This is a genomic window from Streptomyces atroolivaceus, from assembly GCF_000717025.1.
GTDB lineage: Bacteria > Actinomycetota > Actinomycetes > Streptomycetales > Streptomycetaceae > Streptomyces > Streptomyces atroolivaceus.
In genome coordinates this window covers 262,164-288,673 of record NZ_JNXG01000007.1, presented here as the reverse complement: position 1 = coordinate 288,673, position 26,510 = coordinate 262,164, and the positions used below count along the sequence as shown (strand labels likewise).

At 71.0% G+C, this 26,510-nt stretch carries 26 protein-coding genes and 1 riboswitch; of the genes, 16 read left to right on the top strand and 10 right to left on the bottom strand.

Features of this window, described 5'->3' with window-relative positions; genetic code table 11:
* Positions 1–19: 19 nt before the first annotated feature.
* The 3 genes from OO67_RS17400 (at position 20) to OO67_RS17390 (ending at position 2,836) form a co-directional block, all read left to right on the top strand.
* A complete protein-coding gene (locus OO67_RS17400; protein ID WP_030794342.1) occupies positions 20–493 on the top strand; it encodes a bifunctional nuclease family protein in 474 nt (157 codons plus the stop codon).
* Between the two features lie 168 nt (positions 494–661).
* Positions 662–1,279 carry a MerR family transcriptional regulator gene (locus OO67_RS17395; RefSeq protein WP_033301221.1) on the top strand — a complete coding sequence of 206 codons (618 nt, stop codon included), beginning with the start codon at positions 662–664 and terminating at the stop codon, positions 1,277–1,279.
* Between the two features lie 75 nt (positions 1,280–1,354).
* Positions 1,355–2,836, top strand: a complete 1,482-nt coding sequence (locus OO67_RS17390; protein WP_033301219.1) for a DNA polymerase IV — start codon at positions 1,355–1,357, stop codon at positions 2,834–2,836.
* Here the strand turns inward: OO67_RS17390 and OO67_RS17385 are convergent.
* Positions 2,758–3,129 carry a PRC-barrel domain-containing protein gene (locus OO67_RS17385; RefSeq protein ID WP_033301334.1) on the bottom strand — a complete coding sequence of 124 codons (372 nt, stop codon included), beginning with the start codon at positions 3,127–3,129 and terminating at the stop codon, positions 2,758–2,760. The genes OO67_RS17390 and OO67_RS17385 overlap by 79 nt on opposite strands.
* 133 nt (positions 3,130–3,262) lie before the next feature.
* Positions 3,263–3,358: riboswitch (glycine riboswitch) on the top strand.
* 193 nt (positions 3,359–3,551) lie between these two features.
* Here OO67_RS17385 and gcvP point away from each other — a divergent pair.
* Positions 3,552–6,437: an aminomethyl-transferring glycine dehydrogenase gene (gene gcvP, locus OO67_RS17380; RefSeq protein WP_033301218.1), complete on the top strand. Its 2,886-nt coding sequence runs from the start codon at positions 3,552–3,554 to the stop codon at positions 6,435–6,437.
* Positions 6,438–6,506: 69 nt separating this feature from the next.
* On the opposite strand, the gene OO67_RS17375 is transcribed toward gcvP, so the two are convergent.
* Complete coding sequence (locus OO67_RS17375) at positions 6,507–6,713, bottom strand: DUF5999 family protein (RefSeq protein ID WP_033301216.1); 207 nt, start codon at positions 6,711–6,713, stop codon at positions 6,507–6,509.
* A 607-nt stretch (positions 6,714–7,320) separates the two neighbouring features.
* Between OO67_RS17375 and OO67_RS17370 the strand changes: the two genes are divergently transcribed.
* Positions 7,321–8,067 carry an SAM-dependent methyltransferase gene (locus OO67_RS17370; protein WP_033301215.1) on the top strand — a complete coding sequence of 249 codons (747 nt, stop codon included), beginning with the start codon at positions 7,321–7,323 and terminating at the stop codon, positions 8,065–8,067.
* Positions 8,068–8,474: 407 nt separating this feature from the next.
* Here the strand turns inward: OO67_RS17370 and OO67_RS17365 are convergent, their stop codons facing one another.
* The gene (locus OO67_RS17365; RefSeq protein ID WP_033301213.1) at positions 8,475–9,089 is read right to left on the bottom strand and encodes a hypothetical protein; all 615 of its coding nucleotides are present in this window, start codon (positions 9,087–9,089) and stop codon (positions 8,475–8,477) included.
* Positions 9,090–9,580: 491 nt separating this feature from the next.
* On the opposite strand from OO67_RS17365, the gene OO67_RS17360 reads away from it, so the two are divergent.
* Positions 9,581–11,086, top strand: coding sequence for a glutamate-cysteine ligase family protein (locus OO67_RS17360; protein ID WP_033301212.1), 1,506 nt, complete (start codon positions 9,581–9,583; stop codon positions 11,084–11,086).
* Positions 11,087–11,178: 92 nt separating this feature from the next.
* Complete coding sequence (locus tag OO67_RS17355; RefSeq protein WP_033301210.1) at positions 11,179–11,958, top strand: CPBP family intramembrane glutamic endopeptidase; 780 nt, start codon at positions 11,179–11,181, stop codon at positions 11,956–11,958.
* Positions 11,959–11,982: 24 nt separating this feature from the next.
* Here OO67_RS17355 and OO67_RS17350 read toward each other — a convergent pair whose 3' ends face one another.
* Positions 11,983–12,804 carry a PhzF family phenazine biosynthesis protein gene (locus OO67_RS17350; protein ID WP_033301208.1) on the bottom strand — a complete coding sequence of 274 codons (822 nt, stop codon included), beginning with the start codon at positions 12,802–12,804 and terminating at the stop codon, positions 11,983–11,985.
* A gap of 274 nt (positions 12,805–13,078) precedes the next feature.
* The gene (locus OO67_RS17345) at positions 13,079–13,738 is read right to left on the bottom strand and encodes a class I SAM-dependent methyltransferase (RefSeq protein ID WP_033301206.1); all 660 of its coding nucleotides are present in this window, start codon (positions 13,736–13,738) and stop codon (positions 13,079–13,081) included.
* A 275-nt stretch (positions 13,739–14,013) separates the two neighbouring features.
* Here OO67_RS17345 and OO67_RS17340 point away from each other — a divergent pair, with 275 nt between their 5' ends.
* From OO67_RS17340 to OO67_RS17310, 7 genes are all read left to right on the top strand, one after another.
* Positions 14,014–15,228, top strand: a complete 1,215-nt coding sequence (locus OO67_RS17340) for a glycosyltransferase (protein WP_033301205.1) — start codon at positions 14,014–14,016, stop codon at positions 15,226–15,228.
* A gap of 184 nt (positions 15,229–15,412) precedes the next feature.
* On the top strand, positions 15,413–15,949 hold the full coding sequence (locus OO67_RS17335) for a hypothetical protein (protein WP_244300244.1): 537 nt from the start codon (positions 15,413–15,415) through the stop codon (positions 15,947–15,949).
* 30 nt (positions 15,950–15,979) lie between these two features.
* Positions 15,980–16,456 carry a hypothetical protein gene (locus OO67_RS17330; RefSeq protein WP_033301202.1) on the top strand — a complete coding sequence of 159 codons (477 nt, stop codon included), beginning with the start codon at positions 15,980–15,982 and terminating at the stop codon, positions 16,454–16,456.
* 625 nt (positions 16,457–17,081) lie between these two features.
* Positions 17,082–17,678 (top strand): PadR family transcriptional regulator, encoded by a 597-nt coding sequence (locus OO67_RS17325; RefSeq protein WP_078598036.1) that lies wholly within the window; start codon positions 17,082–17,084, stop codon positions 17,676–17,678.
* A gap of 198 nt (positions 17,679–17,876) precedes the next feature.
* Positions 17,877–18,419, top strand: coding sequence for a Clp protease N-terminal domain-containing protein (locus OO67_RS17320; protein ID WP_208861034.1), 543 nt, complete (start codon positions 17,877–17,879; stop codon positions 18,417–18,419).
* A 67-nt stretch (positions 18,420–18,486) separates the two neighbouring features.
* Positions 18,487–19,518 (top strand): EamA family transporter, encoded by a 1,032-nt coding sequence (locus OO67_RS17315; RefSeq protein ID WP_033301199.1) that lies wholly within the window; start codon positions 18,487–18,489, stop codon positions 19,516–19,518.
* Positions 19,519–19,674: 156 nt separating this feature from the next.
* Positions 19,675–20,631: a DMT family transporter gene (locus OO67_RS17310; RefSeq protein WP_033301198.1), complete on the top strand. Its 957-nt coding sequence runs from the start codon at positions 19,675–19,677 to the stop codon at positions 20,629–20,631.
* A 44-nt stretch (positions 20,632–20,675) separates the two neighbouring features.
* On the opposite strand, the gene OO67_RS17305 is transcribed toward OO67_RS17310, so the two are convergent.
* Entirely contained in the window at positions 20,676–21,371 is a 696-nt protein-coding gene (locus OO67_RS17305; RefSeq protein WP_033301196.1) for a pyridoxamine 5'-phosphate oxidase family protein, read from the bottom strand.
* Positions 21,372–21,407: 36 nt separating this feature from the next.
* Here OO67_RS17305 and OO67_RS17300 point away from each other — a divergent pair, with 36 nt between their 5' ends.
* A complete protein-coding gene (locus OO67_RS17300; protein ID WP_078598034.1) occupies positions 21,408–22,739 on the top strand; it encodes an aminotransferase class I/II-fold pyridoxal phosphate-dependent enzyme in 1,332 nt (443 codons plus the stop codon).
* On the opposite strand, the gene OO67_RS17295 is transcribed toward OO67_RS17300, so the two are convergent.
* Positions 22,730–23,725, bottom strand: a complete 996-nt coding sequence (locus OO67_RS17295) for a DMT family transporter (protein WP_078598032.1) — start codon at positions 23,723–23,725, stop codon at positions 22,730–22,732. The two genes, OO67_RS17300 and OO67_RS17295, sit on opposite strands and share 10 nt — an antisense overlap.
* A gap of 73 nt (positions 23,726–23,798) precedes the next feature.
* Between OO67_RS17295 and OO67_RS17290 the strand changes: the two genes are divergently transcribed.
* Complete coding sequence (locus OO67_RS17290; protein WP_033301194.1) at positions 23,799–24,713, top strand: LysR family transcriptional regulator; 915 nt, start codon at positions 23,799–23,801, stop codon at positions 24,711–24,713.
* On the opposite strand, the gene OO67_RS17285 is transcribed toward OO67_RS17290, so the two are convergent.
* From OO67_RS17285 to OO67_RS17275, 3 genes are all read right to left on the bottom strand, one after another.
* Complete coding sequence (locus OO67_RS17285) at positions 24,710–25,180, bottom strand: pyridoxamine 5'-phosphate oxidase family protein (protein ID WP_106972764.1); 471 nt, start codon at positions 25,178–25,180, stop codon at positions 24,710–24,712. The genes OO67_RS17290 and OO67_RS17285 overlap by 4 nt on opposite strands.
* 87 nt (positions 25,181–25,267) lie before the next feature.
* Complete coding sequence (locus OO67_RS17280; protein WP_033301192.1) at positions 25,268–25,723, bottom strand: Rieske (2Fe-2S) protein; 456 nt, start codon at positions 25,721–25,723, stop codon at positions 25,268–25,270.
* A 166-nt stretch (positions 25,724–25,889) separates the two neighbouring features.
* The gene (locus OO67_RS17275) at positions 25,890–26,459 is read right to left on the bottom strand and encodes a GntR family transcriptional regulator (RefSeq protein WP_244300243.1); all 570 of its coding nucleotides are present in this window, start codon (positions 26,457–26,459) and stop codon (positions 25,890–25,892) included.
* Positions 26,460–26,510: the final 51 nt, after the last annotated feature.

Sequence of the window (26,510 nt, the reverse complement as noted above, 5' to 3'; positions counted from 1 at the left end):
CACGTCCTAGGGTTGCTGTGTGAACGAGCTCGACGTTGTGGGTGTCCGGGTGGAAATGCCCTCCAACCAACCGATCGTGCTCCTGCGTGAAGTGGGAGGCGACCGGTACCTCCCTATTTGGATCGGCCCTGGGGAAGCGACCGCGATCGCCTTCGCCCAGCAGGGCATGGCTCCGGCCAGGCCGCTGACCCATGATCTCTTCAAGGATGTGCTCGAGGCCGTGGGCCAGGAGCTCAGCGAGGTCCGCATCACGGACCTCCGAGAAGGGGTCTTCTACGCGGAGCTGGTCTTTGCCAGTGGTGTCGAGGTGAGCGCGCGGCCGTCCGACGCCATAGCGCTCGCCCTGCGCACCGGTACGCCGATCTACGGCAGTGACGGGGTGCTGGACGACGCAGGCATCGCCATCCCCGACGAGCAGGAGGACGAGGTGGAGAAGTTCCGCGAGTTCCTCGACCAGATCTCGCCGGAGGACTTCGGGACCAACAGTCAGTGACCCTCCTGCAGGGGCAGTGTCAGCGCATCCGACAAGCCGTTCCCGGAAACCAGTCACGGGAAACCACCCTCAGGGTGATTATCACTCGGCGTGCCGAGTGTGGCGATCGTTGACGCACCCCTGGTGACTGCCTACCTTCGAGGTGGCAGGTCAAGGACGGAGGTCGGCGTGAGAAGCAGCGGCGACGGTACGGCTGCGGGTGGGCCGTACCGGCAGCACGGCAGTGCGGCCGACCACTCCATCAGACAGCCGGTTCAGCCGGCGGTGGTGGCAGCGGACGGTGTGGCAGTGGCAGGGGACATCGGCTACCGGGGGCCGACGGCGTGTGCGGCGGCGGGGATCACCTACCGACAGCTCGACTACTGGGCGCGTACGGGACTCGTGGAGCCGAGCGTACGTCCGGCGTACGGGTCGGGGACCCAGCGTCTCTACAGTTTCCGGGACGTGGTTCTCCTCAAGATCGTCAAGCGGTTCCTGGACACCGGTGTGGCCCTGCAGAACATCCGCACCACAGTTCAGCACCTCAGAGCCCGCGGGTTCACGGATCTCGAGCGGATGACGCTGATGAGTGACGGTGCCACCGTCTACGAGTGCTCCTCGCCCGACGAGGTCGTGAAACTGCTCCAGGGCGGCCAGGGCATCTTCGGCATCGCAGTGGGTGTCGTCTGGCGGGATGTCGACGCGGCGCTGTCCCAGCTCCACGGAGAGCGTGTCGACACCGGGGAGACCCTGATCGGTCACAACCCCGCCGACGAACTGGCACGGCGGCGCAATCGCGCGGGCTGAGTCACCGGGGCCGCAGGGCGTGGCACGGGTGCCGGACGGGGCGGTTGTCAGTGGCGTAGGGCAGCATCGGTCCATGTGAGAGCCGCGCCCACCATCCTGCATCTGGACATGGATGCCTTCTACGCCTCTGCGGAGCAGGCGGCGAAGCCGAGTCTGCGCGGCAAGCCGGTGGTGGTGGGCGGCCTCGGGATGCGAGGTGTGGTCGCCACCGCGTCGTACGAGGCGCGGCGTCTGGGGGTGCACTCGGCGATGCCGATGGCACAGGCACGGCGGCTCGCGCCGAACGCGGCGTACCTGGTTCCGCGATTCGCGCTGTACCGGACGGTCAGCGACCAGGTGATGGAGCTGCTCGGGCGGCTGTCACCGCTCGTGGAGCCGCTCAGTCTGGACGAGGCCTTCGTAGATCTGGAGGCCGGCGGGGTCGCCGACGACTCGGCGTCCGCGAGGCTGGTCGGCGAGCAGCTGCGTACCGTGATCAGAGCCGTCACCGGACTCAGTGGCTCCGTCGGCCTGGCGGGCTCCAAGATGCTGGCCAAGATCGCCTCCGAGGAGGCGAAACCTGACGGCCTGCTGCTGATCGAGCCCGGCACCGAGCGTGAGCTCCTCGCTCCCATGTCCGTGCGCATCCTCCCGGGCGTGGGGCCGGCCACCGGAGATCATCTCCGCCGCGCCGGCATGACCGTCGTCAGTCACCTGACGGAGGCGGGCGAGGCGGAGCTCGTGCGGCTGCTGGGCAAGGCCCACGGCGTCGCGCTCCACCGCATGGCCCAGGGCTACGACGACCGTCCTGTCGTCGCCGAGCGGGACGCCAAATCCGTGTCGGTCGAGGACACCTTCGAGGTGGACCTGCACGACCGTGTGCGCGTCAGGGCGGAGGTTGAGCGGCTCGCCGCCCGGTGTGTGCAGCGACTGCGGGGCGCGGGGCGGTCCGGACGCACCGTCGTCCTCAAGGTGCGCCGGTACGACTTCTCGACGCTCACCAGGTCCGAGACCCTCCGCGGCCCCACCGACGATCCCACGGTGGTCAGGGAGGCCGCTGCGCGGCTGCTGGAGGCCGTGGACACGACAGGGGGTGTACGGCTGCTGGGAGTCGGCGTCACAGGGCTGGCGGACTTCACGCAGGAGGATCTCTTCGCGCAGGCGGCGCACGCGGAGCAGGCGGCGCACGCGGAGCACGCCGCCGAGGATCCGGAGGGCGCCGACGCCGTTCCGGACGAGCGGGAAGGGCCGGCGGGGGAGGCCACCGGGGCGGAGTCGCGGAAGAGCGAGGAGACGTCGGCCTCGCGGCGCTGGCCGGCCGGACACGACGTACGGCACGACGTCCACGGTCACGGCTGGGTGCAGGGCAGTGGCGTCGGACGTGTCACCGTCCGCTTCGAGGAACCGTGGACGCCGCCCGGCCGGGTGCGCACGTTCCGTGTCGACGATCCGGCGCTGCGGCCGGCCGACCCGCTGCCCTTGGTGAGGGACGGGGAGGATTACTCCTCGTGGCCGGCGAGCCTGCCGAAGTCCCTGTCGGGGCCTGGCCCGGGGGAGGGGGACGAGTCCAGACCGTAATGGCGGTAGAGCTGCAGTTCCTGTTCGGGAGACAGATGGCGGCCCACACCGAAGTCGGGCGCGTCCTTGATCAGGGCACGGTCGAAGGGGATCCTGAGCGAGCCGTCGACGAATTCGCTCGGCTCCAGCGGGACGAAAGCGTCCCTGGTGAAGAGACCGGTCCGCACGGCGGCCCACTCGGGCACCCCGGTGGCGTCGTCGAGATAGACCTCGTCCACCGTTCCGATCTTGGCACCTCGACGGTCGAAGGCCTTGCGGCCGATCAGGCTGCGCGGATCGATGTCGGTCTGCACGGTGCCTCCCACTGGTCACAACAGCATCAGGTGGTCGCGGCTGCTCCACAGGCACTACGAAAGGCCAGATCCGGGTCGTCGGCCACTCGAGACGGCCCGCGCCGGCCCCGCTGGTAGGCTGGAACATGGCTGCTGACCCTGTGCGGGAGAGTCCTCCGGAGCGATTCGGAGGCGCCGAAGGAGCAACTCCTCCCCGGAATCTCTCAGGCCCCCGTACCGCACGGACGAGGTCACTCTGGAAAGCAGGGCGGAATCCGTACGGCACGTGCCGCCACGGACGCCGTCCTCACCGACGGTGAAAGCCGGTATGCCCCAGGGCGTGCCGGTGAAGCTCTCAGGTCGAGATGACAGATGGGGAGGCCGTTCGGGCAGCCACGCCGTGGCGCCCCTCGCAGGTCGTGACAGACCAGGAGGCCTCCACCATGACCCCCCGTCGCACTCCGCTCTCCCAGCTGGAGCAGGGCATTCCGTTCGAGCAGCGCCACATCGGGCCCGATGCGGAGGCGCAGGCGAAGATGCTCGCCCAGGTCGGCTACGGCTCCCTGGACGAGCTCACCGCCGCCGCGGTGCCCGACGTGATCAGGAGCGCCGAGGCGCTCAACCTCCCGGCTGCCCGCACCGAGGCCGAGGTCCTTGCGGAGCTGCGCGGCCTCGCCGACCGCAACCAGGTGCTCGCACCCATGATCGGGCTCGGCTACTACGGCACCTTCACGCCCCCGGTGATCCTCCGGAACGTCATGGAGAACCCCGCCTGGTACACGGCCTACACCCCGTACCAGCCCGAGATCTCCCAGGGCCGGCTCGAGGCCCTCCTCAACTTCCAGACGATGGTCGCCGACCTCACCGGGCTGCCGACCTCCGGCGCCTCGCTCCTCGACGAGGGCACGGCCGCGGCCGAGGCCATGGCGCTGGCCAGGCGGGTCGGCAAGGTCAAGGACGGCGTCTTCCTGGTCGACGCCGACACGCTGCCGCAGACCATCGCGGTGATCGAGACCCGTGCCGAGCCGACCGGTGTCGAGGTCGTCGTCGCCGATCTCACCGAGGGCATCCCGGCGGATGTCGCCGAGCGCGGCGTCTTCGGCGTGCTGCTCCAGTACCCCGGCGCCTCCGGTGCCGTACGGGACATCAAGCCCGTCATCGAGCAGGCGCACGAACTGGGTGCGATCGTGTCCGTCGCCGCCGACCTGCTGGCCCTGACGCTGCTCACCTCGCCCGGCGAACTGGGCGCGGACATCGCCGTGGGCACCACACAGCGCTTCGGTGTCCCGATGGGCTTCGGCGGACCGCACGCCGGCTTCATGGCCGTACGCGAGAAGTTCGCCCGCAGCCTGCCCGGCCGCCTCGTCGGAGTCTCCGTCGACGCGGACGGCAGCAAGGCCTACCGCCTGGCACTGCAGACCCGCGAGCAGCACATCCGCCGCGAGAAGGCCACCAGCAACATCTGCACCGCCCAGGTGCTGCTCGCCGTCATGGCCGGCATGTACGCCGTCTACCACGGCCCCGAAGGACTGCGGACGATCGCCCGGCGCACCCACCGGTTCGCCGCCATCCTGGCCGAGGGACTGCGTGCGGCGGGGACCGAGATCGTCCACGACGCGTACTTCGACACCCTCACCGTCCGCGTACCGGGTACGGCGGCCGACGTGGTCGCCGTGGCGCGTGAGCGAGGGGTGAACCTGCGGCTCGTCGACGCCGACCATGTGTCGGTCGCGTGTGACGAGACAACCACCCGCGCCCGGATCGCCGCCGTCTGGGCCGCCTTCGGGGCCGGTGGCGACATCGAGGCGCTGGACGCGGGGACGGCCGACGCGCTGCCCGGAGGGCTGCTGCGCACCGACGCCGTCCTGACCCACCCGGTCTTCCACCAGCACCGCTCCGAGACGGCGATGCTGCGCTACCTGCGCAAGCTCGCCGACCGTGACTACGCGCTGGACCGCGGCATGATCCCGCTCGGCTCCTGCACCATGAAGCTCAACGCGACCGCCGAGATGGAGTCGATCACCTGGCCCGAATTCGGTGCGCTGCACCCCTTCGCGCCGGCCGAGCAGGCGCAGGGCTACCTCACGCTCATCCGCGAGCTCGAGGAGCGTCTGGCCGAGGTCACCGGATACGACGCCGTCTCCATCCAGCCCAACGCCGGCTCGCAGGGCGAGTTCGCGGGGCTGCTCGCCGTGCGCGCGTACCACCGGGCCAACGGCGAGCACGGACGCACCGTCTGCCTCATTCCGTCCTCCGCGCACGGCACCAACGCCGCGAGCGCGGTGATGGCCGGTATGAAGGTCGTCGTCGTGAAGACCGCCGACGACGGTGAGGTCGACATGGAGGACCTGCGGGCCAAGATCGCGAAGCACCGTGACGAGCTGGCCGTCCTCATGATCACCTACCCCTCCACACACGGTGTCTTCGAGGAGCACGTCGCCGACATCTGCGGCGAGGTGCACGACGCCGGCGGTCAGGTGTACGTGGACGGAGCCAATCTCAACGCGCTTGTGGGTCTCGCCAAGCCGGGCCATTTCGGTGGCGACGTCTCCCACCTGAACCTCCACAAGACCTTCTGTATCCCGCACGGTGGTGGCGGCCCGGGTGTCGGCCCCGTGGGGGTCCGCGCCCACCTGGCGCCGTATCTCCCCAACCACCCCCTGCAGCCCGCGGCGGGCCCGGAGACCGGCGTCGGACCGATCTCGGCCGCTCCGTGGGGGTCGGCAGGCATCCTGCCGATCTCGTGGGCGTACGTACGCCTCATGGGGGGCGAGGGGTTGAAGCGTGCGACGCAGGTCGCCGTACTCGCGGCCAACTACATCGCCAAGCGACTCGAACCGCACTTCCCGGTGCTGTACAACGGCCCCGCCGGTCTGGTCGCGCACGAGTGCATCGTCGACCTGCGGCCGATCTCCAAGGCGACCGGCGTCAGCATCGACGACATCGCCAAGCGGCTGATCGACTACGGCTTCCATTCGCCGACCATGTCCTTCCCGGTGGCCGGGACGCTGATGATCGAACCCACGGAGAGCGAGGACCTCGCCGAGCTCGACCGGTTCTGCGACACGATGATCGCCATCCGAGGCGAGATCGAGAAGGTCGCCTCGGGTGAGTGGAGCGCGGACGACAACCCGCTGCGCAACGCCCCGCACACGGCGGCGGCGCTCGGCGGCGAGTGGACCCATGCCTACACCCGCGAGGAGGCGGTCTTCCCGTCCGGCGTCACGCCCTCGGACAAGTACTGGCCGCCGGTGCGCCGGATCGACGGTGCCTTCGGTGACCGCAACCTGGTCTGTTCCTGCCCGCCGCTGGACGAGTACGACCAGTAAGCACGCGGACACGCGTCGGGGCCGGTGCGGAGTTCTCTCCGGCCGGCCCCCGTGTTCCGTCTGCCGCGGTCAGGCGGCTTCCACCACCTGGCCGCTCTTCAACGGGCGGTGAGGGGCGATGATCTGCCCGTCCGGAAGCAGCTCACCGGTGTCCTCGAAGAGCAGGACGCCGTTGCACAGCAGACTCCAGCCCTGTTCCGGGTGGTGTGCCGTCAGGCGAGCGGCTTCCCGGTCGTTGGAGTCGGCGGTCGGGCAGAGTGGCTGGTGCTGGCACATGGGTGGGTTCTTTCGCTGCGTCGATTCGAGTGTCCTGCGGCTGGACGATGTGTTCATGGCCGCCCCCGTATCAGTCGGTCCGGTCCCAGTGTTGCCCTACGGGCGTCTCTCCGCAGGGATTTCGCGGCAGCTGCTGTTCTCCTCCCATGACGCATCACCCGGCCGGACGGTTCAATCCAACTGCACTGTCCGTTCGGATGGTTCGGGGTGACCTGACCGGACTAGTCCGGACGGGTAAGGACGCGCTCCCGCCGGTCGTGTGACACGGCCGGCAGACTTCTGGGCCGGCCCGTGAGCCGGTCCTCATGAGCGGTTGTGGTCGTGAACACCGACGTCGAGACGTCGAGCTCCTTCCGCGACATCCGCACCGACGGCTACGGACTTGCTGCCTGACGAGATGTCGATCCCACGGTCACCTTCACACGCCCCACTCGAAGGGCCGACGAAGCCGGTGGAGGCGTCAGCCGGGAAGGCTTATATTGACCGGGTTCAAGATCCCCGCGTACGGACGAGGTGTATTTGATGACGGTCGAAGCAACGACTGCCGACTCCGGTCGGCTGTCCCCCGCAAAGGCCGTGACCTCATCAAACCGAAGGAACCCCTCTCGTGGATCTTCCACGCATCTTCACCATTCGCGAAAGTAGCCACCGCGTCCACAACCCGATCACCCCTGGCAAGCTCGCCGCCCTGGGCCAGGCACTGCACCTGGCTTCCGGGACGCGCGTGCTCGACCTCGCCAGCGGATCGGGCGAGATGCTGTGCACCTGGGCCCGTGACCACGGTGTCACCGGGACCGGAATAGACATCAGCACGGTGTTCACCGAGAAGGCCCGCGCCCGCGCAGCTGAACTCGGCGTCGCCGACCGGGTCACCTTCGTGCACGGCGACGCCTCCGGCTTCGTCGCGGACGAGCCGGTCGATCTCGCCGCGTGCGTCGGCGCCACCTGGATCGGGGGCGGCGTGGCCGGCACCGTTGAGCTGCTGGGCAAGAGTCTCCGCCCCGGCGGCCTGATGCTGATCGGCGAGCCGTACTGGCGCCGGGAAGTGCCGGACCAGGAAACCGCCCAGGCCTGCTTCGCCGGCAGCAAGGACGACTTCCTCGTACTGCCGGAGCTGATCGAGCAGTTCGGTGATCTCGGGTACGACGTCGTGGAAATGGTGCTGGCATCCCAGGACAGCTGGGACCGGTACCGGGCGGCACAGTGGCTCAACCTCCGCCGCTGGCTCGACGGTAATCCCGACGACGAGCTGGCCGGAGAGGTGCGGGCCGAGCTCACCACCGATCCCGCCCTCTACACGCGGTACCAGCGTGAGTACCTCGGCTGGGGGGTCTTCGCGCTGATGGGCCGCTGACGGTCCGATCCGCGCGGGTCCGGGCAGCAGGCTGCCCGGACCCGCGCGTTCTGCTGGATCTCCTCATCGCTGCTTGCGGGCGGAGGGCGATCCGGCGGCCGTGGAATCCTTGCGCGCACGGCCACCGGATTCGAGCAGACCGTGCTCCGCAGCGGCCTCAAGCACCCGGTCCAGGAGCTGAGCCCCGGCCTCCCGGCGATCGGCGGCCCTTGAACTCGGTGGGCACCGAGTCGGCCGGGGCCGTCTCCTCCGGAACCTCGAAGACCTTTCCGGCGTGCAACGACACCCTCCCCGAGCACAACGTCGGCCTCCACGACCACAACGGGTCATGAAGGCCGACGGCACGTACAGGCCCGGAGATCACCAACGGTGTCATCGTGTCGGCAGGGGCGCGTGAGGAAGGAGGGTCAGGCGGGCGACCCGAGGAGGCCGGGGAGCTCGGGAAGGTCCGGAAGAGGGGCCGGGGTGATACGCAGTGTCATGACCGGGAGGAGCTCCGCGACCCGGTGCGGGCGGTAGGCCGTGATGCCCGGAGGTGCGGGCGCCAGGGGTACCAGTACGTCGGTCGGTGCGAGTGCGCCGCCGCCGGCGTCGGCCGCGATGTCGTGGTGCAGCCACAGCGTGAGCATGTACAGCTCGGGTATCGACAGCAGGCGCGGCTGGTACTGCGTGGTGGTCGACTCGGCCTGGCGTACGGCGAGTTCGGTGGAGACGATGTAGGGCCCCTCGAAGAAGTGCGAGAAGGTCCAGCCATCGGCGGTGAGCATGGTGTCCGCGGCGGCGACGGCACGCTCACCGCTGCGGATGAGGAAACGCCAGCCGGCGAGGCGGGTGCGCGGTGCTGCCTCGTTCGGAACGATCCGGTCCAGTACGTGAACGGGAAGCGGAAGTTCGGGGCTCAGCGGTCCCTGGACGGACCGGAGAGCGGGCGTATGGGCCTCGCGGACTGCGGTGGGAGAACCGAGTGCCGCGAGAACGCTGCGCAGTGCGGGCGCTGGGGCCGGGGAAACATGCAGCGGCATAGTGGGTCGCCTCTCACTTCGGAGACACGGTGATGCGTGGGCGGGTGCAGACGGCGCTGTCGGCGTGCGGGGCCAGAGGAAGGCCGGTGACGGGCGGACGGGCCGGTGCGTCAACTCTCTGCCTCGTTCGCAGAGTTTATACGACAAATGTTCACACGATGTTTCGGCTACCTGTTCCGCGTATTGCCCGCAAGGCGTCTTTGAGCCTTTGAATTGCGCGGTTTCTGCGGATCCGGGCCGCTTCCGGCCTCTGTCGCCAGGTACTTTCCCGATGTGGCGGTAGGCTGAAACTCATCGGTGTTTCCGCCGTGCGACTCGATCACGCAAACTGCATATGCCTCATGCCTTCGGAATGTGCCTCCGGCGCCAGTCACCAGACTACTGGGTGCCGGTGGGGCGTGGGGGCGTTACGGATCATCTCGTCGGGGCATTATCGATCGTGATACGAGCGGCCTGTGCCGCGGGCCGCCCACTCGAGGAGGGACCCTTCGATGGGCGAGAAGGTCGTGGCGGACGCCTTTGCCCTGTCCGGTCGGCAGGCGTACCGCGAGAAGCTCACCCAGTGCCTGACGGGTCTGGAGAGGCTCCTGTCGGAGGGGAGGTTCGATCGGCCCAGGAATCTGATGGGGCTGGAGATCGAGCTGAATCTCGCGGGTTCGGACGGCATGCCGAGGATGCGGAATGCAGAGGTGCTCCAGCGCATCGCCAGCCGGGATTTTCAGACGGAACTAGGGATGTTCAACCTGGAAGTAAATATTCTCCCCCACCGGCTGAGCGGCCGGGTATTCGATCAGCTGGCCGAGGAGTTGCGTACAGGGCTCGCCTATGCCCACCGGAAGGCCGTGGAGGTCGACGCCGGGATCGTGATGATCGGCATCCTGCCGACGCTGGGACGGGACGACGTGGTTTCGGCGAACCTGTCGGACGTCGACCGTTACACGCTCCTCAACGACCAAATGGTCGCCGCGCGCGGCGAGGAATTCGTCCTTGATATCGAAGGTGTCGAGCGGTTGGTCTCGACCTCTGCTTCGATCGCCCCGGAGTCCGCGTGCACCTCGGTCCAGCTGCATCTGCAGGTGACGCCGGAGCGGTTCGCGGACGTCTGGAACGCGGCCCAGGCCATCGCGTCCGTGCAGATCGCCCTCGGCGCGAACTCCCCCTTCCTCTTCGGCAAGGAGCTGTGGCGTGAGTCGAGGCCGCCGCTGTTCCAGCAGGCCACGGATGTGCGGCCTCCCGAACTACGGAATCAGGGGGTGCGTCCCAGGACCTGGTTCGGGGAGCGCTGGATCGGCTCGGCGTACGAGCTCTTCGAGGAGAACGTGCGCTACTACCCGCCCCTGCTGCCGATCTGCGACGAGGAGGACCCGCTGCGGGTCCTCGACGAGGGCGGTGTACCGGCGCTGGCAGAACTCGTCCTGCACAACGGCACGGTCTACCGGTGGAACCGACCGGTCTACGGGCTGGCGGGCGGCGTCCCCCACCTGCGGGTGGAGAACCGGGTCCTGCCGGCCGGGCCCACGGTCGTCGACGTGATCGCCAACGCCGCCTTCTACTACGGGCTGGTGCGGGCCCTTGCGGACGAGTCCCGGCCGGTGTGGACCAAGCTGCCCTTCGAGGCGGCGGCCGAGAACTTCGACGCCGCCTGCCGCCACGGGATCGAGGCCGAGCTGCTCTGGCCGCGCCCGGGACGCTCCGGCGGAGTGGCGAAGGTGCCTGCCGTCAAGCTGGTCCGGGACGAACTGCTGCCGCTCGCGGCCGCCGGACTCGACGCCTGGAACATCGAGCCCTCGGACCGCGACCGCTACCTCGGCGTCATCGAGGAGCGCTGCAGGCTCCGTGTGAACGGCGCCTCCTGGCAGGTCGACACGTACCACCGTGCGCTGGAGGCCGGCCTCGCACGGGAAGGGGCACTGGCAGCCACCACCCGGCGCTACGGCGAGCTGATGCAGGTGGGGGAGCCGGTGCACACCTGGCCCGTGGGCTTTCCCGCTCCCTGAGGAGGACGCCCGGTGTCCCGCCGCCGCGACCCCGTCGGGCAAGCTATGACGACGCATGGCTGACGGCAGGGGTACAGGTGGAGGCGGGGCGCGTGGCTGATTCCATTCCGCACGAGGAGGTGTCCCGGCGGACCCTCCGGTCGGAGACGCTGCTCGTGCTGGCTCTCTCGCTCGGGGCCAGCGGGGTCTCCGCGCTGATCAGCTTCATCGGGTCGCTGACGAAACCGGGGGGTCTCAAGGACCAGGCGGCGACACTGAACGGGTCGTACGCCCCCGGGCGGCCGTGGCTCGACCTGGCCTGGCAGCTGTTCGGTATCTCCACGGCCCTGGTGCCGGTCGCCCTGGTGGCTCACCTGCTCATCCGCGAAGGGGCGGGCCTGCGGGCCCTCGGTCTCGACCGCACCAGGCCCTGGACGGACCTGGGCCGGGGGACCTTGGTCGCGGCGGGTATCGGCAGCGCGGGACTGGCGTTCTATCTGGTTGCGCGGGCCGGGGGATTCAACCTGACGGTGGTCCCGGAGTCGTTGCCGGACGTGTGGTGGAAGTTCCCCGTACTGATCCTCTCCGCGGTGCAGAACTCCCTGGTGGAGGAAGTCATCGTCGTCGGCTATCTCCTGCGCCGCCTCGGGCAGTTGGGGTGGACGCCGATGGCCGCGCTGGTGGCGAGTTCCGTGCTGCGCGGCTCCTACCACCTGTACCAGGGGATCGGCGGATTCGTCGGCAACCTGGTCATGGGCGTCGTCTTCGTGCTGCTGTACCGGCGCTGGGGGCGGGTCGGGCCGCTGGTCGTCGCGCACGCCCTCCTCGACGTCGGGGCGTTCGTCGGATATGCGCTGCTCGCGGGGAAGGTGGGCTGGCTGCCCACCCCGTGAGCGGGTGGCCCGTCACCGCCGTTCTCAGAGCCCGGTGAGCAGCTCCCCGTCGATCACGGTGACGGCGCTTCCGGTCAGCAGTGTGCGCTCGCCACGCAGCGACGTACGGACCAGGCCCGAGCGGGCGGAGGCCTGGAGCCCGACGAGGTCGTCGCGCCCCAGCCTTGCCGACCAGAAGGGCGCCAGGGCGGTGTGGGCGCTGCCGGTGACCGGATCCTCGTCGATGCCGAACCCGGGGAAGAAGCTGCGCGAGACGAAGTCGTACCCGCTCGTGGGGTCCTCGGCCGCTGCAGTGGCGATGACGCCCTGCCGGGTGCAGGCCGCGAGCGCGCGGAAGTCCGGCCGCAGGGCGCGTACGGCGGCTTCGTCGGCCATCTCCACCAGGAGGTCGCCGAGGTGCTGGCCCGGGTCGTGCAGCGAGAGGGGTGCCGCACCCAGTGCGTCCGTCAGGCCGGGCGGAGCGGGCACCGGTGTCGGCGTCGCCGTCGGGAAGTCCAGTGTGCAGGTGCCGTCGTCGTGGGCGGTGGTGCGGAGGATGCCCATCCGGGTGGCGTAGCGCACCGTGCCGCTCGCGGCTCCGGTGGTGCGCAGGACATGGGCGGTGGCGAGTGTCGCGTGCCCGCAGAGGTCGACCTCGGTGGTCGGGGTGAACCAGCGCAGAGCCCAGTCGGCCTCACCGCCCGGTGGCAGCGGGTGGGCGAAGGCGGTCTCCGGGAGGTTGACCTCGGAGGCCACGAGCTGGAGGCGGTCCGCCGCGGGGAAGGTGCCGGAGTCCAGGAGCACGACTCCGGCGGGGTTGCCGGCGAAGGGGCGGTCGGTGAACGCGTCGACGATGCGGATCTTCATGAGGCCGACCGTAGGCAGGGCCGTCCGAGCGGTCCAAGGCCAATTCCGGATACGCGGCCCCGGCGTGTGCGGGAGGCCGTGGCCGCGTTCGTGCCCGCGCGGGCCGCCGGTTGCCGTTCGTGGTTCGTGTCCGCGCGGGGCGCCGGTTGCCGTTCGCGCCCAGGGAGCTCCGGGGCAGCCGATCCGGCCCGTCCCCGGGTGCGGCCGGGACAGCGCGGCGGTCACCGGCCCGTCGCGTGTGGTGGAGGCGACCGCTCTCGGAAACGGTGCGTGTTCACAGCCCTGCCGGCCTGCGGGCCAGGAATGTGCCGACGGCCCACTTCGCTCCTTCGCCGGGCTCCTGCAGCAGACGTGAGGTGACCTCGAGTCCGGCGCGGCCCATAAGGGCGACGATGCGATCGGGCCGCACCAGGTGGGACTCGTAGGACACGGGGTGACCTCCGTAGGCCCGTGTCGGGAGCAGGAGCTCGTCGTCCCCCACGTGGCCCGCCATCATCAGGTGACCGCCGGGTGCGAGTGCGCGCCGGAATCCGGCGAACACGACGGGCAACACCTCGGGTGGTGTGTGATGGGCCGAGTAGTACGCCAGGATGCCGCCGAGCGTGCCGTCCCGGATCGGCGGGGCGGTCATCGAGCCCACGGCGAACGCCAGATCGGGGTGGGCCCGCCGGGCCAGCTCGATCATCTTCGGGGACAGATCGACGCCGAGGACGGACAGCCCCAGGTCCGCCAGGTGCGCCGTGACCTTTCCGGGACCGCAGCCCAGGTCCGCGACCGGTCCGAGTCCGGCCGTCCGGACCACTTCGGCGAATGCGGCCAGCATCGCGCGGGACAGCGGATCCAGCTCCGCAGGGCTTCTGACGAGTTCCGCGTAGGCGGCGGCCACGGTGTCGTAGGACTCCCGGACCGCGGCGAGGTAGGTGGGTTCCGGCATGCGGGCGAGCTTAGAGCGGTGCGCCGGCCGCCGGACCACACGCGGCCGGGAGGGCGGGCCCGGCCACGGTCAGGTCCTGCCGGATGTCGGAGTCGACGGTTCTCGTCCACCGCTGTCGGTGAGCCGGCGGCCGCTCACCGGGCCGGATCGGCCGCGGAGCCGAGAGCGTGCAGGTGTTGCGTGTCGACAGGCAACGACGGCACACGCCACGGTGGTCGAGGATCCTCTCGGCCGACGACGGTGACCGGGCGGCGTCCGCCGACGAGAATCGCGCCATGCGCATTCTGATCATCACGGCCGGTTCACGGGGCGATGTCGCGCCCTTCACGGGTCTCGGGCGGCGCCTGTTCGGCGCCGGCCATCAGGTCGTCGTGGCCGCTCACCCGTCCTTCGCCGCACTCGTCGAAGGGTGCGGTCTCGACCACCGGCCTGTGCCGGGGGACCCGCAGGACCTGTTGCGGGCCTGGTCCCGGGCGGCGTCGCGAGAGGAGGCCAGGGCACTGACAAGGGCGTATGCGGACGGGCTCGCCGACGGGGTCGCGGAGGCCGTGGCAGGCGGAACCGACCTGGTGCTCACCGCTTTCGGGCCGGCACCGCTCAGCCGGGCCGCCGGCGAGGCGTTCGGCGTCCCCGTCATCGGCACCTACCTCACACCGGCGTTCGCCACCGACCAGTTCCCCCTGCCCGGCGCACAGACCACCGACGGCCTGGGGCCGGAGGACAACCTCGCCGCGGGCCGGGAGGTGCTGAGGCGCGCGGAAGGCCTCTTCGCAGGCGCGGCGGCCCGGTTGCGCGTCCGCCTCGGGCCGCCGGCCGGCGTGTCGCCGGCACCCGGGGACAACGGGCCGGTCTTCCACGGCTTCAGCCCGCTGGTGGTGCCGCGCCCCGCGGACTGGCCGTCCGGGGCCGAAGTGGCGGGCTACTGGTGGCCGGCGCGGCCGTCACACTGGCAACCCCCGGCCGAGCTCGTCGACTTCCTCCAGGCCGGTCCGCCTCCGGTTTTCATCGGGTTCGGCAGTATGGCGTCGGGGCAGGGCGAACGGCTCAGTGCGCTGGTGGCCGCGGCAGTGGAACGCGCGGGCGTACGCGCGGTGGTGCAGGCGGGGTGGGCCGAACTGGGCGGTTGCGGCGACGACGTGCTGGCCATCGGCGACCTCCCGCACGACTGGCTGTTCCCTCGCACCGCTGCCGTCGTCCACCACGCCGGGGCGGGTACCACAGCGGCCGGCCTGCGGGCCGGAGTACCCGCCCTCCCGGTACCCGTCATGTACGACCAGCCGTTCTGGGCGTCCCGGCTGCACCAGCTGGGAGTCGCTCCCCGGCCGTTGCCGTTCGAGGACCTCACCGCTGAGACCCTCGGCGCCGCCCTCACGGCCTGCCTGTCCGAGCCTTCACACCGCCGCCGTGCGGCCGGACTCGCCCCCCACATCGCCGCGGAGGACGGCGCCGGTACCGTGCTCGCCCACATCGGCTCGTTGGGCGCCGGGTGAACCCGGGAGATGCTCCGTCGCCCACTGCCGTACCGGGCGGCCCGGACGAAGCCGGCGGGCGGGGTGCGCGGTCATCCGCGCGCAGTCCTGTTCACCGGGACAGGCGTCGACGGGAGCGTCCGGCGGCCCAGGTGTCCGATGCCGGTGGCCTGTCGACTTCAGCGGAATGGGAGACTGTCCGGCCGTGCGGACAACAGAGAAGACGGACACCACGGTGCGACGGCGACAGAGGCGCGGTGCCACGGCAGCCCTGGTCATGGCGGCACTGATGACGACGACGGTCACGGCCTGCGCCCCTCCGCTGCGGGACCTCGGGCCACTGCCTCCGCGTTTCACGGGCCCGCCGCTGCCCGCGGACACGGTGGTGTCGGAGATGACGTCGGTACTGGCGGCGGATGGCATCACGGTGGAGAGAGAACCCTCGAACGGTCAGGGCAGGTGCTCCGAACGGCTCATGGGACGGCACGCGCCCGAGACGGCGGAAGCCGACCTGAAGGCGGCCTTCGCGCGGGCCCGTTCCGAGCACGGCTGGAAGACCGGCCCCGACATGGGCAGCGAGTCACTGATCCTCGTGAAGAGCAACTGGACGGTCATTGCGAGTCTCCCGGGGGAGTCGGCACAGGGCATCCAGGCGCCGATCGTGATGTCGCTGACCTGTCTGGACGGAGGAAGTCCTTCTGCTTCCCCTGCAGCACCGTCACCCGCACCGACGTCGTCCTGACCGCCGACGTCGGCGTTAGCGTGTGCGGCCATGGCTGACATCTTCGAACTGACGCTGACTCTGGACCTGCGCGACGACTTGTCCGAGGCGGAGCTCGCAGAGCTCCGCTGGCATCTCGGACTGGGCCCCGAACCGGAGACCCTCAGCATCGTGACCGGGTTTCCGTTCGTGGTGGAGGACGATCACGGGAATCTCCTCGTCGAGGACCGTCCTGAGCCCCTTCTGGGCCGGCAGGGTGAGGCGCTGAAGGCAGGCGGTGCGCTCGTCTCGGTACTGCTGCGCAGGAAGGACACCGGGCGGGGTGCGTGGGCTCTGGCCAGTCGGCAGGAGATTCACCCCGATCAGTTCGAGGAAACCGGCGCCCTGCTCAGCTGGCTCGCGGCCGGAGCCGGCGACGCGCACCGGCTCGCGGACGGAACCGTGCGGCTGGGGTGGATCCGTTTCCATGAATCCTGCGAGGCCGAGTCGCTGGTGGTGCGTGACGGGGAAGTCGTCTGGCCGTCGTAGCCGGGGGTGTCGGCGGGCCCGGATGACGAGGGTTCAGAAGGCCCGATGAGGCACGGGAGACCGCCCACGGACCTCACGGAGTGGCACCGGGAAGGCGATGCCCGCACGAGGCCGTTCGCGGGAGCGGACGAGGACCGGCGGGTCCCGCTCGACGGTGCCACGCGGGGCTGCGGACACCGCTTTCCCGGCAGTTGCCCCGATCCGTGGACGGTGGGGCGCGCGTTACCGCCCCCCGCGGGCATGACACGAAACCGCGGCTGACGGCGCCCCCGGGCCACAGCCGTGTGTCTGTCGGTGAGCAAAGGAGCCGGCAGTCGGGGGGTGCAGGCTGGTCGAGCCGTCGGGTTCAGAACGATCGTGGCCGGGAGCTGCGGTGACGCCCTGCCCGGCCATCCCACGCTCTCGCCGGCATCCGGCACGAAGGCCGCCGGATGGAGCGGGTGTCCTGCTCCGCGCACCCCGGTCATCACTGATCTGCCGTAGAGGTGACCGAGCGCCGCCCTGATCCGTTCACCGCGCGCTCCGAGGGGGAGCCTTGCAGGGCGATAGCTTCCGATATATCGTTGAGGCATCGCGACAGTACGAGAACGGGTCGCGTGCCGACGACGATGAAGGGAGCGCAGTCATGCGTTCACATGGAAGCGATCACGGATGCGGTCCCGGGCGCCGGGGTGCCGGCTGGGGAGACTCCGAAAGTGGACGAGCCGCTTTCGGGCCGTTCGGGCCGCCCTTCGGGGGCGGGCCCTTCGGCGGTGGACGCGGCCGGGGCGGCGGCCGGGGGAGGGCCAGGCGCGGCGACGTGCGCGCGTCGATCCTCGCGCTGCTCAAGGACCGCTCGATGCACGGTTACGAGATGATCCAGGAGATCGGCGAGCGCAGCGGAGGGGCCTGGAAGCCCAGTCCCGGCTCGGTGTATCCCACTCTCCAGCTGCTGGAGGACGAGGGGCTGATCACCAGCGCCAGCGAGGGCGGCAAGAAGCTGTTCACCCTCACCGACCTGGGCCGCAGTGAGGCCGAGTCCGGCCCTGACGCCCCTTGGGAGGAAGCGGGGCGAGGTGTGGACTGGGAGGGAGTCAACGAGATCCGGCAGGCCGGCTTCGGTCTGATGGAGGCGTTCGGCCAGGTCTGGAAGACCGGCTCGGCCGATCAGCGGCAGAAGGCCCTCATGGTCATCAACGACGCGCGTAAGAAGCTGTACCTGATTCTTGCCGACGAGCACTGAGCCGTGCGGTGCGCGCCGGGCGGGAAGGGCCCCGGTCCCGGGGCCCTTCTTCTGTGCGCCGTCCATGCGGTGCGGGCGGCGATGGCTTGATCTCATCCGCAGGGATGAGGAACACGTCAGCGGTCCCCGCCTTGCGCGGGATGACGGATGGGCCGTTCCGGGGATGATTTCACCCCGCTGGGCTGATGGGGTGGAGGGGTGCAATTCCGGACGTCAGGGACCCCCGAACAAACCCCGCCGAACCCCCCGTGGCCCGGTGACGGGCTGAGCGCCACCATGACCCGTGTGGTGACGGGTGCCCGCAGGAGGGCCGTGCGCGACGGCGACCGTCATGTCGATACGGCTCATCTCCTGCACTCCCTCGTCGAATCCGACCCCGAGGTCCGGGAGGTCTTCGACGGTGGGCCCCAGCTGGCCAGGGTGCTCGGATACCTCGTGCAGCGCACCATCGGTTACGGCCTTCGCTGGCAGGGGAGCCAGGAGGATACAGGCGCTCTTCCGGCCGTACGGGAATCCGTCGGCGAGGGGTGGTCGCCCTCGGCGGCAGCCGCGCTGGACCGTGCCGCCCGCAGCGCGCTCCTGCGAGGGGAGCTCCACGCGGACGGCCTCGATCTGCTGGCCGCGCTGGTCGCCGATTCGCGGTGCCGCGCGGTCGAGGTACTGGAACGGGCCGGGGTCACAGTCGAGCGGCTGGCCGTCCGTGCGGCGGACCGGACGGCCTGTAAGGGCTCGGTGCGGTGATCATGAACACGTGGCGGACAGGTGTGACCAGGGTGACGCTGCTGACGCCTGCTGCCATGATGTGCCGATGCACGCGTCTCAGAGGAGAAGCGCCGGTCTGGGCCTGGCCCTTGCCTCGGCCTTCGCATTCGGTGGTTCAGGGGTTGCGGCCAAGCCGCTGATCGAGGCGGGTCTCGACCCGCTGCACGTGGTGTGGCTACGGGTGGCCGGCGCTGCCCTCGTCATGCTGCCGGTTGCCTGGCGGCACCGGAATCTGGTGCGGGAAAGGCCCGTGCTGCTGGCAGGTTTCGGGCTGTTCGCCGTGGCCGGGGTACAGGCCTTCTACTTCGCCTCGATCTCGCGCATCCCGGTCGGCGTGGCCCTCCTCGTCGAGTATCTGGCGCCCGCACTCGTCCTCGGCTGGGTGCGCTTCGTCCAGCGGCGGCCCGTGACCCGAGCCGCCGCGGCCGGTGTGGTGCTGGCGGTGGGCGGACTCGCCTGCGTCGTCGAGGTCTGGGCCGGTCTGAGCTTCGACGCGGTCGGGCTGCTGCTCGCCCTCGGCGCGGCCTGCTGTCAGGTGGGTTACTTCGTCCTGTCGGACCAGGGTGCCGGTCACGGGGACACGGCCGGTGCCGAACCTCCGCACCCCGTGGGCGTGATCGCGTACGGGCTGCTGGCCGGTGCGGCGGTGCTCACGGTGGTGGCCAGGCCGTGGGGCATGGACTGGGCGGTGCTCGGCGGGAGCGCGGACATGGACGGGCGCGGCGTCCCGGCGTGGCTGCTGCTGGGCTGGATCGTGCTGCTCGCCACCGTGCTGGCCTACCTCACCGGTGTGGTCTCGGTACGGCTGCTCTCGCCCCAGGTCGCGGGCGTCGTCGCCTGCCTCGAGGCGGTCATCGCGACCGTGCTGGCCTGGTTCCTGCTGGGGGAACACCTCTCCGCGCCGCAACTCGTGGGCGGCGGGGTGGTGCTGCTCGGAGCCTTCATCGCGCAGTCGTCCGCACCCAAGCCGCCGTCAGGGCCGGTGGCGTCGGGGCCGGCTGTGCCGACCGCCGGGACGGCGGGCGCGCCCGAGGCGGCCACGGAGGGTGAGTTGTCCCGCCCTCCCGCCCCGTCGTAGGGTGTCGATCATGCTCCAGACCGTACTTCCGCCTCCAGCCGCCTAGCGCGAGGCGGCCACTCCGGACGAAGACCGGGCTCGGGTGCGCCCCGAGCGGTTCGTCGCTGCCCGCGCGCGGAGCCGAGCGACCACCACCCCCTTCTTCTGGAGTGTCACGTGTCCCACCCTGTTCCCGGGCTGCCCGTCGGGCGGAGCCTGGTCTATCTCGTCGTCGCCGGTATCGCCTGGGGTACGGCGGGCGCGGCCGCCTCGCTGCTCTTCCTGATCAGTGATCTCGGGCCTCTCGCCCTGTCGTTCTGGCGCTGCGTCGGCGGCCTCGTCCTGCTGGCCGGGGCACTCGCGCTGCGTCCCCGCCGCCCGCGTACCGTCCCCGAGCCGCGCCGTCGGAGGCTGCTGCGCATCCTGGGGACCGGCATCGGTCTCACCGTGTTCCAGAGCGCGTACTTCGCGGCGGTCGGGTCAACGGGACTCGCCGTCGGAACCGTGGTCACGCTGGGCGCGGGCCCCGTTCTCATCGCGGTCGGCGCGCGGCTGACCATGGGGGAGCGGCTGGGCAGGGGCGGGCTCGTCGCTGTGGTGGGTGCCATCACCGGTCTCGCCGTGCTGGTGCTCGGCGGTGAGCCGGCGGAAGTGCGGCCCGCCGGACTGCTGCTTGCCCTGCTGTCCGCCGCGGGGTACGCGGCGATCACGCTGCTGACCCGGTGGCTCGGGCGGGACGGTGCGGCGGGCGACTCCCTCTCCACCAGCGCCTGGGCGTTCGGTATCGGTGCCGTGGGACTGCTGCCCATGGCCGCGGCCGAAGGTCTCGTGCCGCACACCGCCGAGACGGGCCACGTGCTGTGGCTGCTCGTCTACGTGGCGGCGGTGCCGACCGCGCTCGCGTACGCGCTCTACTTCGCGGGAGCCGCGGCGGTACGGTCGGCGACCGTGTCCGTGATCATGCTGCTCGAGCCGGTGAGCGCCGCGGTCATCGCGGTGACGGTGCTGGGGGAGCGGCTCACCTCCGCCACTGTCCTCGGCACGCTGCTCCTGCTCGCCGCCGTGGCGGGGCTCGCCGTCGCGGAGACGCGCGGCGCGGCGGCGGCCCGCCGCCGGGCCGCGGTGGTGGCCTGACCCACTGTGGGGGAGGGCGTGGGCGGCGGGCCGCGGAGGCCGGTTCAGAGCGCGGTGAGGTAGTCCGGCACCTGGACGGCGGGGTCCAGGTCGCCGGACGGTTCCGGTGCCGCGTATCCGTGCGTCAGCGGGACCACGCCCGCCCAGTACGGCAGCGAGAGGTCCTCCGGGTCGTCGTTCGGGCCCCCGGTGCGGATCTTCGCCGAGACCTCGTCGAGGTCGAGGCGGATCACCGCGGTCGCGGCGAGCTCCTTCGCGTCGGCGGGCCGGGAGTCCTGCGACCTGCCCGGCACGACCTGGTCGACGATGGCGTCGAGCGCGAGGCGGCGTTCCTCCGGATCGGTCACCGTCCGGGCGGTGCCGTGGACCACCACGGAGCGGTAGTTCATCGAGTGGTGGAAGGCGGAACGGGCCAGCACCAGGCCGTCCACATGCGTCACGGTCAGGCAGACGGCGAGGCCCGGATTTGCCGCGCCCGTCGCCCGCATCGGGCGCGATCCGGTCGAGCCGTGCACGTACAGCCGCTCGCCGACCCTGCCGAAGAGGGTCGGGAGGACGACGGGTGCGCCGTCGCGGATGAAGCCCAGATGGCAGAGGTAAGCGGCGTCGAGTATCGAGTGGACCGTCTCGTGGTCGTACGAGGCGCGCTGCCTGGCACGGCTCGGAACCGTGCGCTCCGTCGGCTCGTAGGCGGGGATCCGGGGGAGGCCGGTGCTGTCGGGCGTGGAGGTGTCCGGCATGTGCGTACTCCATTGCACTAGTGCATACTATTTTTTGTGCTAGGAGAGTATCGGATCAGTGGACGGCGTGCCTCCGACATCGCCGCGAGTGTGGAGCGCGGGGTCGCCTCGGGGGATCTCCCGCCCGGTCATGTCCTGCCGCCCATGCGGGAGTTGGCGGCCCTGCTCGGCGTCAATCCCAATACGGTGGCCGCCGCGTACCGGACCCTCCGTGAGCGCGGGGTGATCGAGACGGCGGGGCGGCGGGGGAGCCGGGTGCGGCCCCGGCCCGCGAGCACGGCACGCGGCTCGCTCAGGGTGGAGGCGCCGCCGGGCGTGCGCGACCTGGGTGACGGCAACCCCGACCCCGCACTGCTGCCGCGCCTCGGGGAGGCGCTGGCGGCGGCGGCGGAGGCGTACGGCCGGGCGCCGGGTCTCTACGGGGACGCGTCGGTGGTCCCCCGGTTCGCCGAGCTCGCCAGGGCAGGACTGGACGCGGACGGCGTGCCCGCCGGGCCGGTCGCGGTCGCCTCCGGGTCCCTCGACGCGATCGAGCGTGTGCTCACGGCACACCTCAAACCCGGTGACGCGGTGGCTGTCGAGGATCCTGGGTGGGGCGCCCTGCTGGATCTCGTGCCGGCGCTCGGTATGCGCGTCGTTCCGGTGGCGCTGGACGAAGAGGGCCCTCTGCCCGGCGACGTGGAGCGGGCCCTGCGGGCGGGCGTCAGGGCCCTGGTGGTCACGGACCGGGCGCAGAACCCGACCGGGGCGACCGTGGGTGCCGGAAGGGCGGGCGAGCTGCGGTCCGTCCTCGCGGAGCATCCCGGTGTCCTCCTGATCGAGGACGACCACGGCCACGGCATCGTGGACCTCCCGGTGCATCCTCTCGCGGGGGTCACGGAGCGCTGGGCGTTCGTGCGCTCCGTCTCCAAGGCGTACGGCCCCGACCTGCGGGTCGCCGTGCTCGCCGGCGACGGACTGACCGTGGACCGGGTGACGGGGCGTCAGCGTCTCGGACCCGGCTGGGTCAGCGCGCTGCTGCAGCGGACGGTGGCGCACCTGTGGGAGACGGAGGCCGTCGACGCGGCGGTCGTGGACCGCTCGTACGGGGAGCGCCGCGACGCGCTGGTCCGGGCGCTCCGGGAGCGGGGGATCGCGGCGTACGGGCGGACCGGGATGAACGTGTGGGTGCCCGTGAGTGACGAGACCGGGGCGGTGGCCAGGATGCTGCACTCGGGCTGGGCGGTGGCCCCGGGAGCGCGGTTCAGGATGACCTCGCCCCAGGGCATCCGCCTGACCGTCTCGTCGCTCTCCGCCGCCGACATCGGGCCCCTCGCGGACGCGGTGGCGGCGGCGGCACCGGCCGCCCGGCCGGTCAGTTACGGCTGAGCCGTCCGGCGCCCGTGGCGCGACGGGGACGTGCCGTCGGAGCCGCGGGTCCGGCTCCGGGTGAGTGCGGCGCCCGCGAGGACCACGAGCGCGCCTACTGGGGTGTTCCAGCTCAACTGCTCGCCGAGCAGGGTCACTCCCGCCGCTGTGGCGATCACCGGGATGAAGTAGGTGACCATCTGCGCCGTCGTGGGGCCGACCTCCTCCACGAGACCGTACTGGAGGAGGACGGCGAGCCCCGTCCCGAGCGCTCCGAGGGCCACCACGGCGAGTGTGGGCAGCAACGGGAAGCTGTCCGGAGCTGTGGTGAACAGCGGTACGACCACGGCCAGTTGCATAGTGCCGAGGAAGAGCTGGCTGCCGGTCAGCGCGAGCGTGGAGGAGCCGGTTCCCGCCAGGGTGCGGCGGACGTAGATCCAGCCGACCGGATAGCTGAGGGAGGCGAGGAGCGCCATCGCCGTCCCGGTCGCGTCCAGCCCCGAGAAGCCCTGCCAGGCGCCCAGTACCGTCAGTACGCCGATGAATCCCAGGCCGAGTCCCGCGACGCGGCGGCGGGTCGGCCGGTCCTCGGAGAGCGCGACGAGAGAGAGCGCCATGCCCCACAGGGGCGAGGTCGCGTTGCAGATCCCGGCCAGGGTGGACGGGATCGTCAGTTCGGCGTACGCGAAGAGCGAGAACGGCAGCGCGTTGAGGAAGAACGCGGCGACGAGGAGATGGGCCCAGGTCCGGCCGGAGCGGGGCACGCGCTCACGGCGCACCGCCATGGCGACGGCGAGGACCGCCGCCCCGGACAGGAGTCGGCCGAAGGTCACCTGGAACGGGGCGAACCCGTGGGTGCCGACCTTGATCAGCAGGAAGCTGAACCCCCAGATGAGCGACAGCGCCGCGAAGCGGATACGCCAGTCCAGGGCTCGCCGCCGGGCCGGGGGTGTGGGCAGGCGGGCGTCGGAAGGGGTCAGGGTCGCCGGTGCGGCGGGAGCGCTCATGCGTCAACGATGGCCAGAAGCATCACGTAGGACAAGTGAAATTATTTGCGCTGCTTGGCGTAGCATCGCTTACATGTTGAATCTGGAACGCTTGCGGACGCTGGACGCCCTTGCACGGCACGGCTCGGTGAGCGGGGCGGCCGACGGCCTCCATGTCACCACCTCGGCGGTCTCCCAGCAGATGGCGAAGCTGGAACGCGAGGTGGGCCAGCAGCTCCTGGCCAAGAACGGGCGAGGGATCCGTCTCACCGACGCGGGCCGGCTGCTCGCGGACCATGCCGCGAAGATCCTTTCGCAGGTGCAGATCGCGCAGTCCGACATCGAGGCCCAGCGGGGCCAGGTGGTGGGCGAGGTCCGGCTCGCGGCCTTCCCGACGGCCGCCCGTGGGCTGTTCCCCGCGGCTCTCACCACACTCCGCGCGGAGCACCCCGAACTCAGGCTGCGCACGACGGAGCTGGAGCCGGAGAGCGGCATCCGCGCGGTGCTCAGGGGGGACGCCGATCTCGCCGTGGTGCTCGACTGGAGCAACAAGCGCCTGCCGGTTCCGGGCGGTCTCGCCAAGGCCGAACTCCTCGACGACGCACCGGACATCGCCATGCCCGCCGGTCACGCCCTCGCGGACCGGCGCGAGGTGGACATCGAGGACTTCGCCGAGGACGACTGGGTGTCCTGGCCGGAGGGCGAATTCTGTTACGACTGGCTGATGTTCACCCTGCGGTCGAAGGGCATCGAGCCCCGCATCGCGCATCTCGCGGGCGAGCATCACACCCAACTCGCCCTGATCGCAGCCGGATTCGGAGTGTGTGTGGCGCCCCGGCTGGGGCGGGGTCCGGTGCCGGACGGTGTGCGCCTGGTGCCCGTGCGGCAGCCGATGCGGCGCCATGTCCACGCGGTGTGGCGCACGGATGCCGACCGGAGGCCGTCGATCCAGGCCGCCGTGGAGGCGTTGCGCTCCGCGGGCCGGGCTCTGCACGCCCCGGTTCCCTAGGCCGGCCCGGACAGCTTCCTGAAGTCCCAGGACCTGACGGCCAGTGGCGTGAGCCGGAGCCAGGCGTGCCGCTCGTCGTGCGGAAGGGATGCCAGGCCGAGGTACTTCGCCGCGAACAGCCTTTCCGGGTGCTCCAGTTCGGCGCAGTCCTCGCCCGTGCGGGGGATCTCGCCGACGAAGGAGACCTCGCCGGACAGTTCCACGCCCCGGAGCTCGCCGTACTCCTGTCCGTCGTCCACCACCACGGCGACCCTGGGGTCGTGCCGGAGCTGAGCCCAGCGCAGGCTCCGGGTGAGCGAGTAGAGCCAGACGGAGGTGCCGTCCCACACGAACCACAGGGCCCCGACGTGCGGCATGCCCTCCGGGGAGACCGTGGCCACCCGGCAGGTGCGCTGTTCCGCGAGGTAGGTGTCCCGTTCGGCGTCGGTCATCATGATCCGACGGCCACGGCGCTGGGCAACGGTCACGTGACGCCTCTCCTGCGGTTCGGCCGGTCCGGGAATCATGGGGCCTCATCCGTGATCACGCAATGGCCCCGCCCGCTCTCCGGGCCCTCACACCAGTGTGATGGAGCCGCCTTCCACCCGGATCTGCTTCTCCGGCAGTGGCAGGGTCGCGGGGCCGCCCGTCACCTCACCGGTCGTGGCGTCGAACGTACTGCTGTGGCAGGGGCAGTTGATGACGCCGTCGACGATTCCCTTCACCGCGCAGCCCTGATGGGTGCACTTCGATGAGAACGCCTTGAACGTGCCGGCCGTGGGCTGTGTCACCACGACACCCTTGTCGGCGAAGACCACTCCGCCGCCCTCCGGGATGTCGGCTGTCCGCGCGAGGGCCGCTGCGTCGCCGTTCGCCCCGTCCTTGCCCTCTTCGGGCCGGACCGTGTCGGAACCTCCGGCGTCCTGCGAGCCCCCGCACGCGGTGAGCGCGGCGACCACTCCCGCCGCGCCGACCGCTGCGACGACGGAGCGCCGCCCGAAGCGGGCCTGGCTCTCCTGCGATGCGCTCATGCCGGTTTTCCCTTCATCGGAGTGACAAGACCTCGGAAGTGGATACGCACCGGCGGGCCCGCGCGTTCAGCGGGACGCGGCCGGGGCGGCGTCTGTGACGAGCGCCACAGCGGAGGATGGGATGTCGCACCGGTGCGGAGGCGGCCGGGCAGGCGCCGGGGCGCCGTCACTCCCAGACCACGACGTTGCGCCGGACCGGCACGGCCGAGGGGTCCGCGGCGAACAGTTCGGGGGAGTGGGCGCGGACGCGTTCGATGTCGTTGAAGACCGCCCGCAGGTGGTCGCGCATCCGGGAGCGGGCCAGTGGAGCCTGGCCGCCGACGACCGCTTCGAGGATCTCCCGGTGCTGGGTGGTGAAGACGGCCGGGGACGCGCTCTCGTGCAGACCGAGCCGCCGCGCCCTGTCCAGGTGACCCTTGGCCGCGGCGACAGTGGTCCAGACGTCGCCGTGACCGCTCAGGCGCATCAGGCCGTGGTGGAACGCCTCGTCGAGTGCGAAGAACTCCTCCAGGCCCAGGTCCGCGCGCTGCTGGCGTTCGAGGTTGTCCCGCAGCTCGCCGACGACGGCCGGATCGAGTCGCGAGGGCAGGTTGTCCAGGGAGGCGAGCTCCACGGCCTCCCGCAGGAACTGGGCGTCCGCGACCTGCGCCGGGTCCACGCGGGAGACGAACGACCCGACCTTCGGGAAGACCTGCACCAGGCCTTCCTGGACCAGAAGGATCAGGCTCTCCCGCACCGGAGCCGGGTCCCCGGCCTGCGTGGCCGGACCGTCCTGGTCAACGGCGCC

Coding starts and splice junctions, on each gene's coding strand:
- OO67_RS17350 (WP_033301208.1), bottom strand. CDS start 12,804: ATGAAGATCCGCATCGTCGACGCGTTCACCGACCGCCCCTTCGCCGGC.
- OO67_RS17315 (WP_033301199.1), top strand. CDS start 18,487: ATGCACGCGTCTCAGAGGAGAAGCGCCGGTCTGGGCCTGGCCCTTGCC.
- OO67_RS17280 (WP_033301192.1), bottom strand. CDS start 25,723: ATGAGCGCATCGCAGGAGAGCCAGGCCCGCTTCGGGCGGCGCTCCGTC.
- OO67_RS17375 (WP_033301216.1), bottom strand. CDS start 6,713: ATGTGCCAGCACCAGCCACTCTGCCCGACCGCCGACTCCAACGACCGG.
- OO67_RS17290 (WP_033301194.1), top strand. CDS start 23,799: ATGTTGAATCTGGAACGCTTGCGGACGCTGGACGCCCTTGCACGGCAC.
- OO67_RS17345 (WP_033301206.1), bottom strand. CDS start 13,738: ATGCCGGAACCCACCTACCTCGCCGCGGTCCGGGAGTCCTACGACACC.
- OO67_RS17295 (WP_078598032.1), bottom strand. CDS start 23,725: ATGAGCGCTCCCGCCGCACCGGCGACCCTGACCCCTTCCGACGCCCGC.
- OO67_RS17360 (WP_033301212.1), top strand. CDS start 9,581: ATGGGCGAGAAGGTCGTGGCGGACGCCTTTGCCCTGTCCGGTCGGCAG.
- gcvP (WP_033301218.1), top strand. CDS start 3,552: ATGACCCCCCGTCGCACTCCGCTCTCCCAGCTGGAGCAGGGCATTCCG.
- OO67_RS17340 (WP_033301205.1), top strand. CDS start 14,014: ATGCGCATTCTGATCATCACGGCCGGTTCACGGGGCGATGTCGCGCCC.
- OO67_RS17305 (WP_033301196.1), bottom strand. CDS start 21,371: ATGCCGGACACCTCCACGCCCGACAGCACCGGCCTCCCCCGGATCCCC.
- OO67_RS17330 (WP_033301202.1), top strand. CDS start 15,980: ATGGCTGACATCTTCGAACTGACGCTGACTCTGGACCTGCGCGACGAC.
- OO67_RS17325 (WP_078598036.1), top strand. CDS start 17,082: ATGCGTTCACATGGAAGCGATCACGGATGCGGTCCCGGGCGCCGGGGT.
- OO67_RS17365 (WP_033301213.1), bottom strand. CDS start 9,089: ATGCCGCTGCATGTTTCCCCGGCCCCAGCGCCCGCACTGCGCAGCGTT.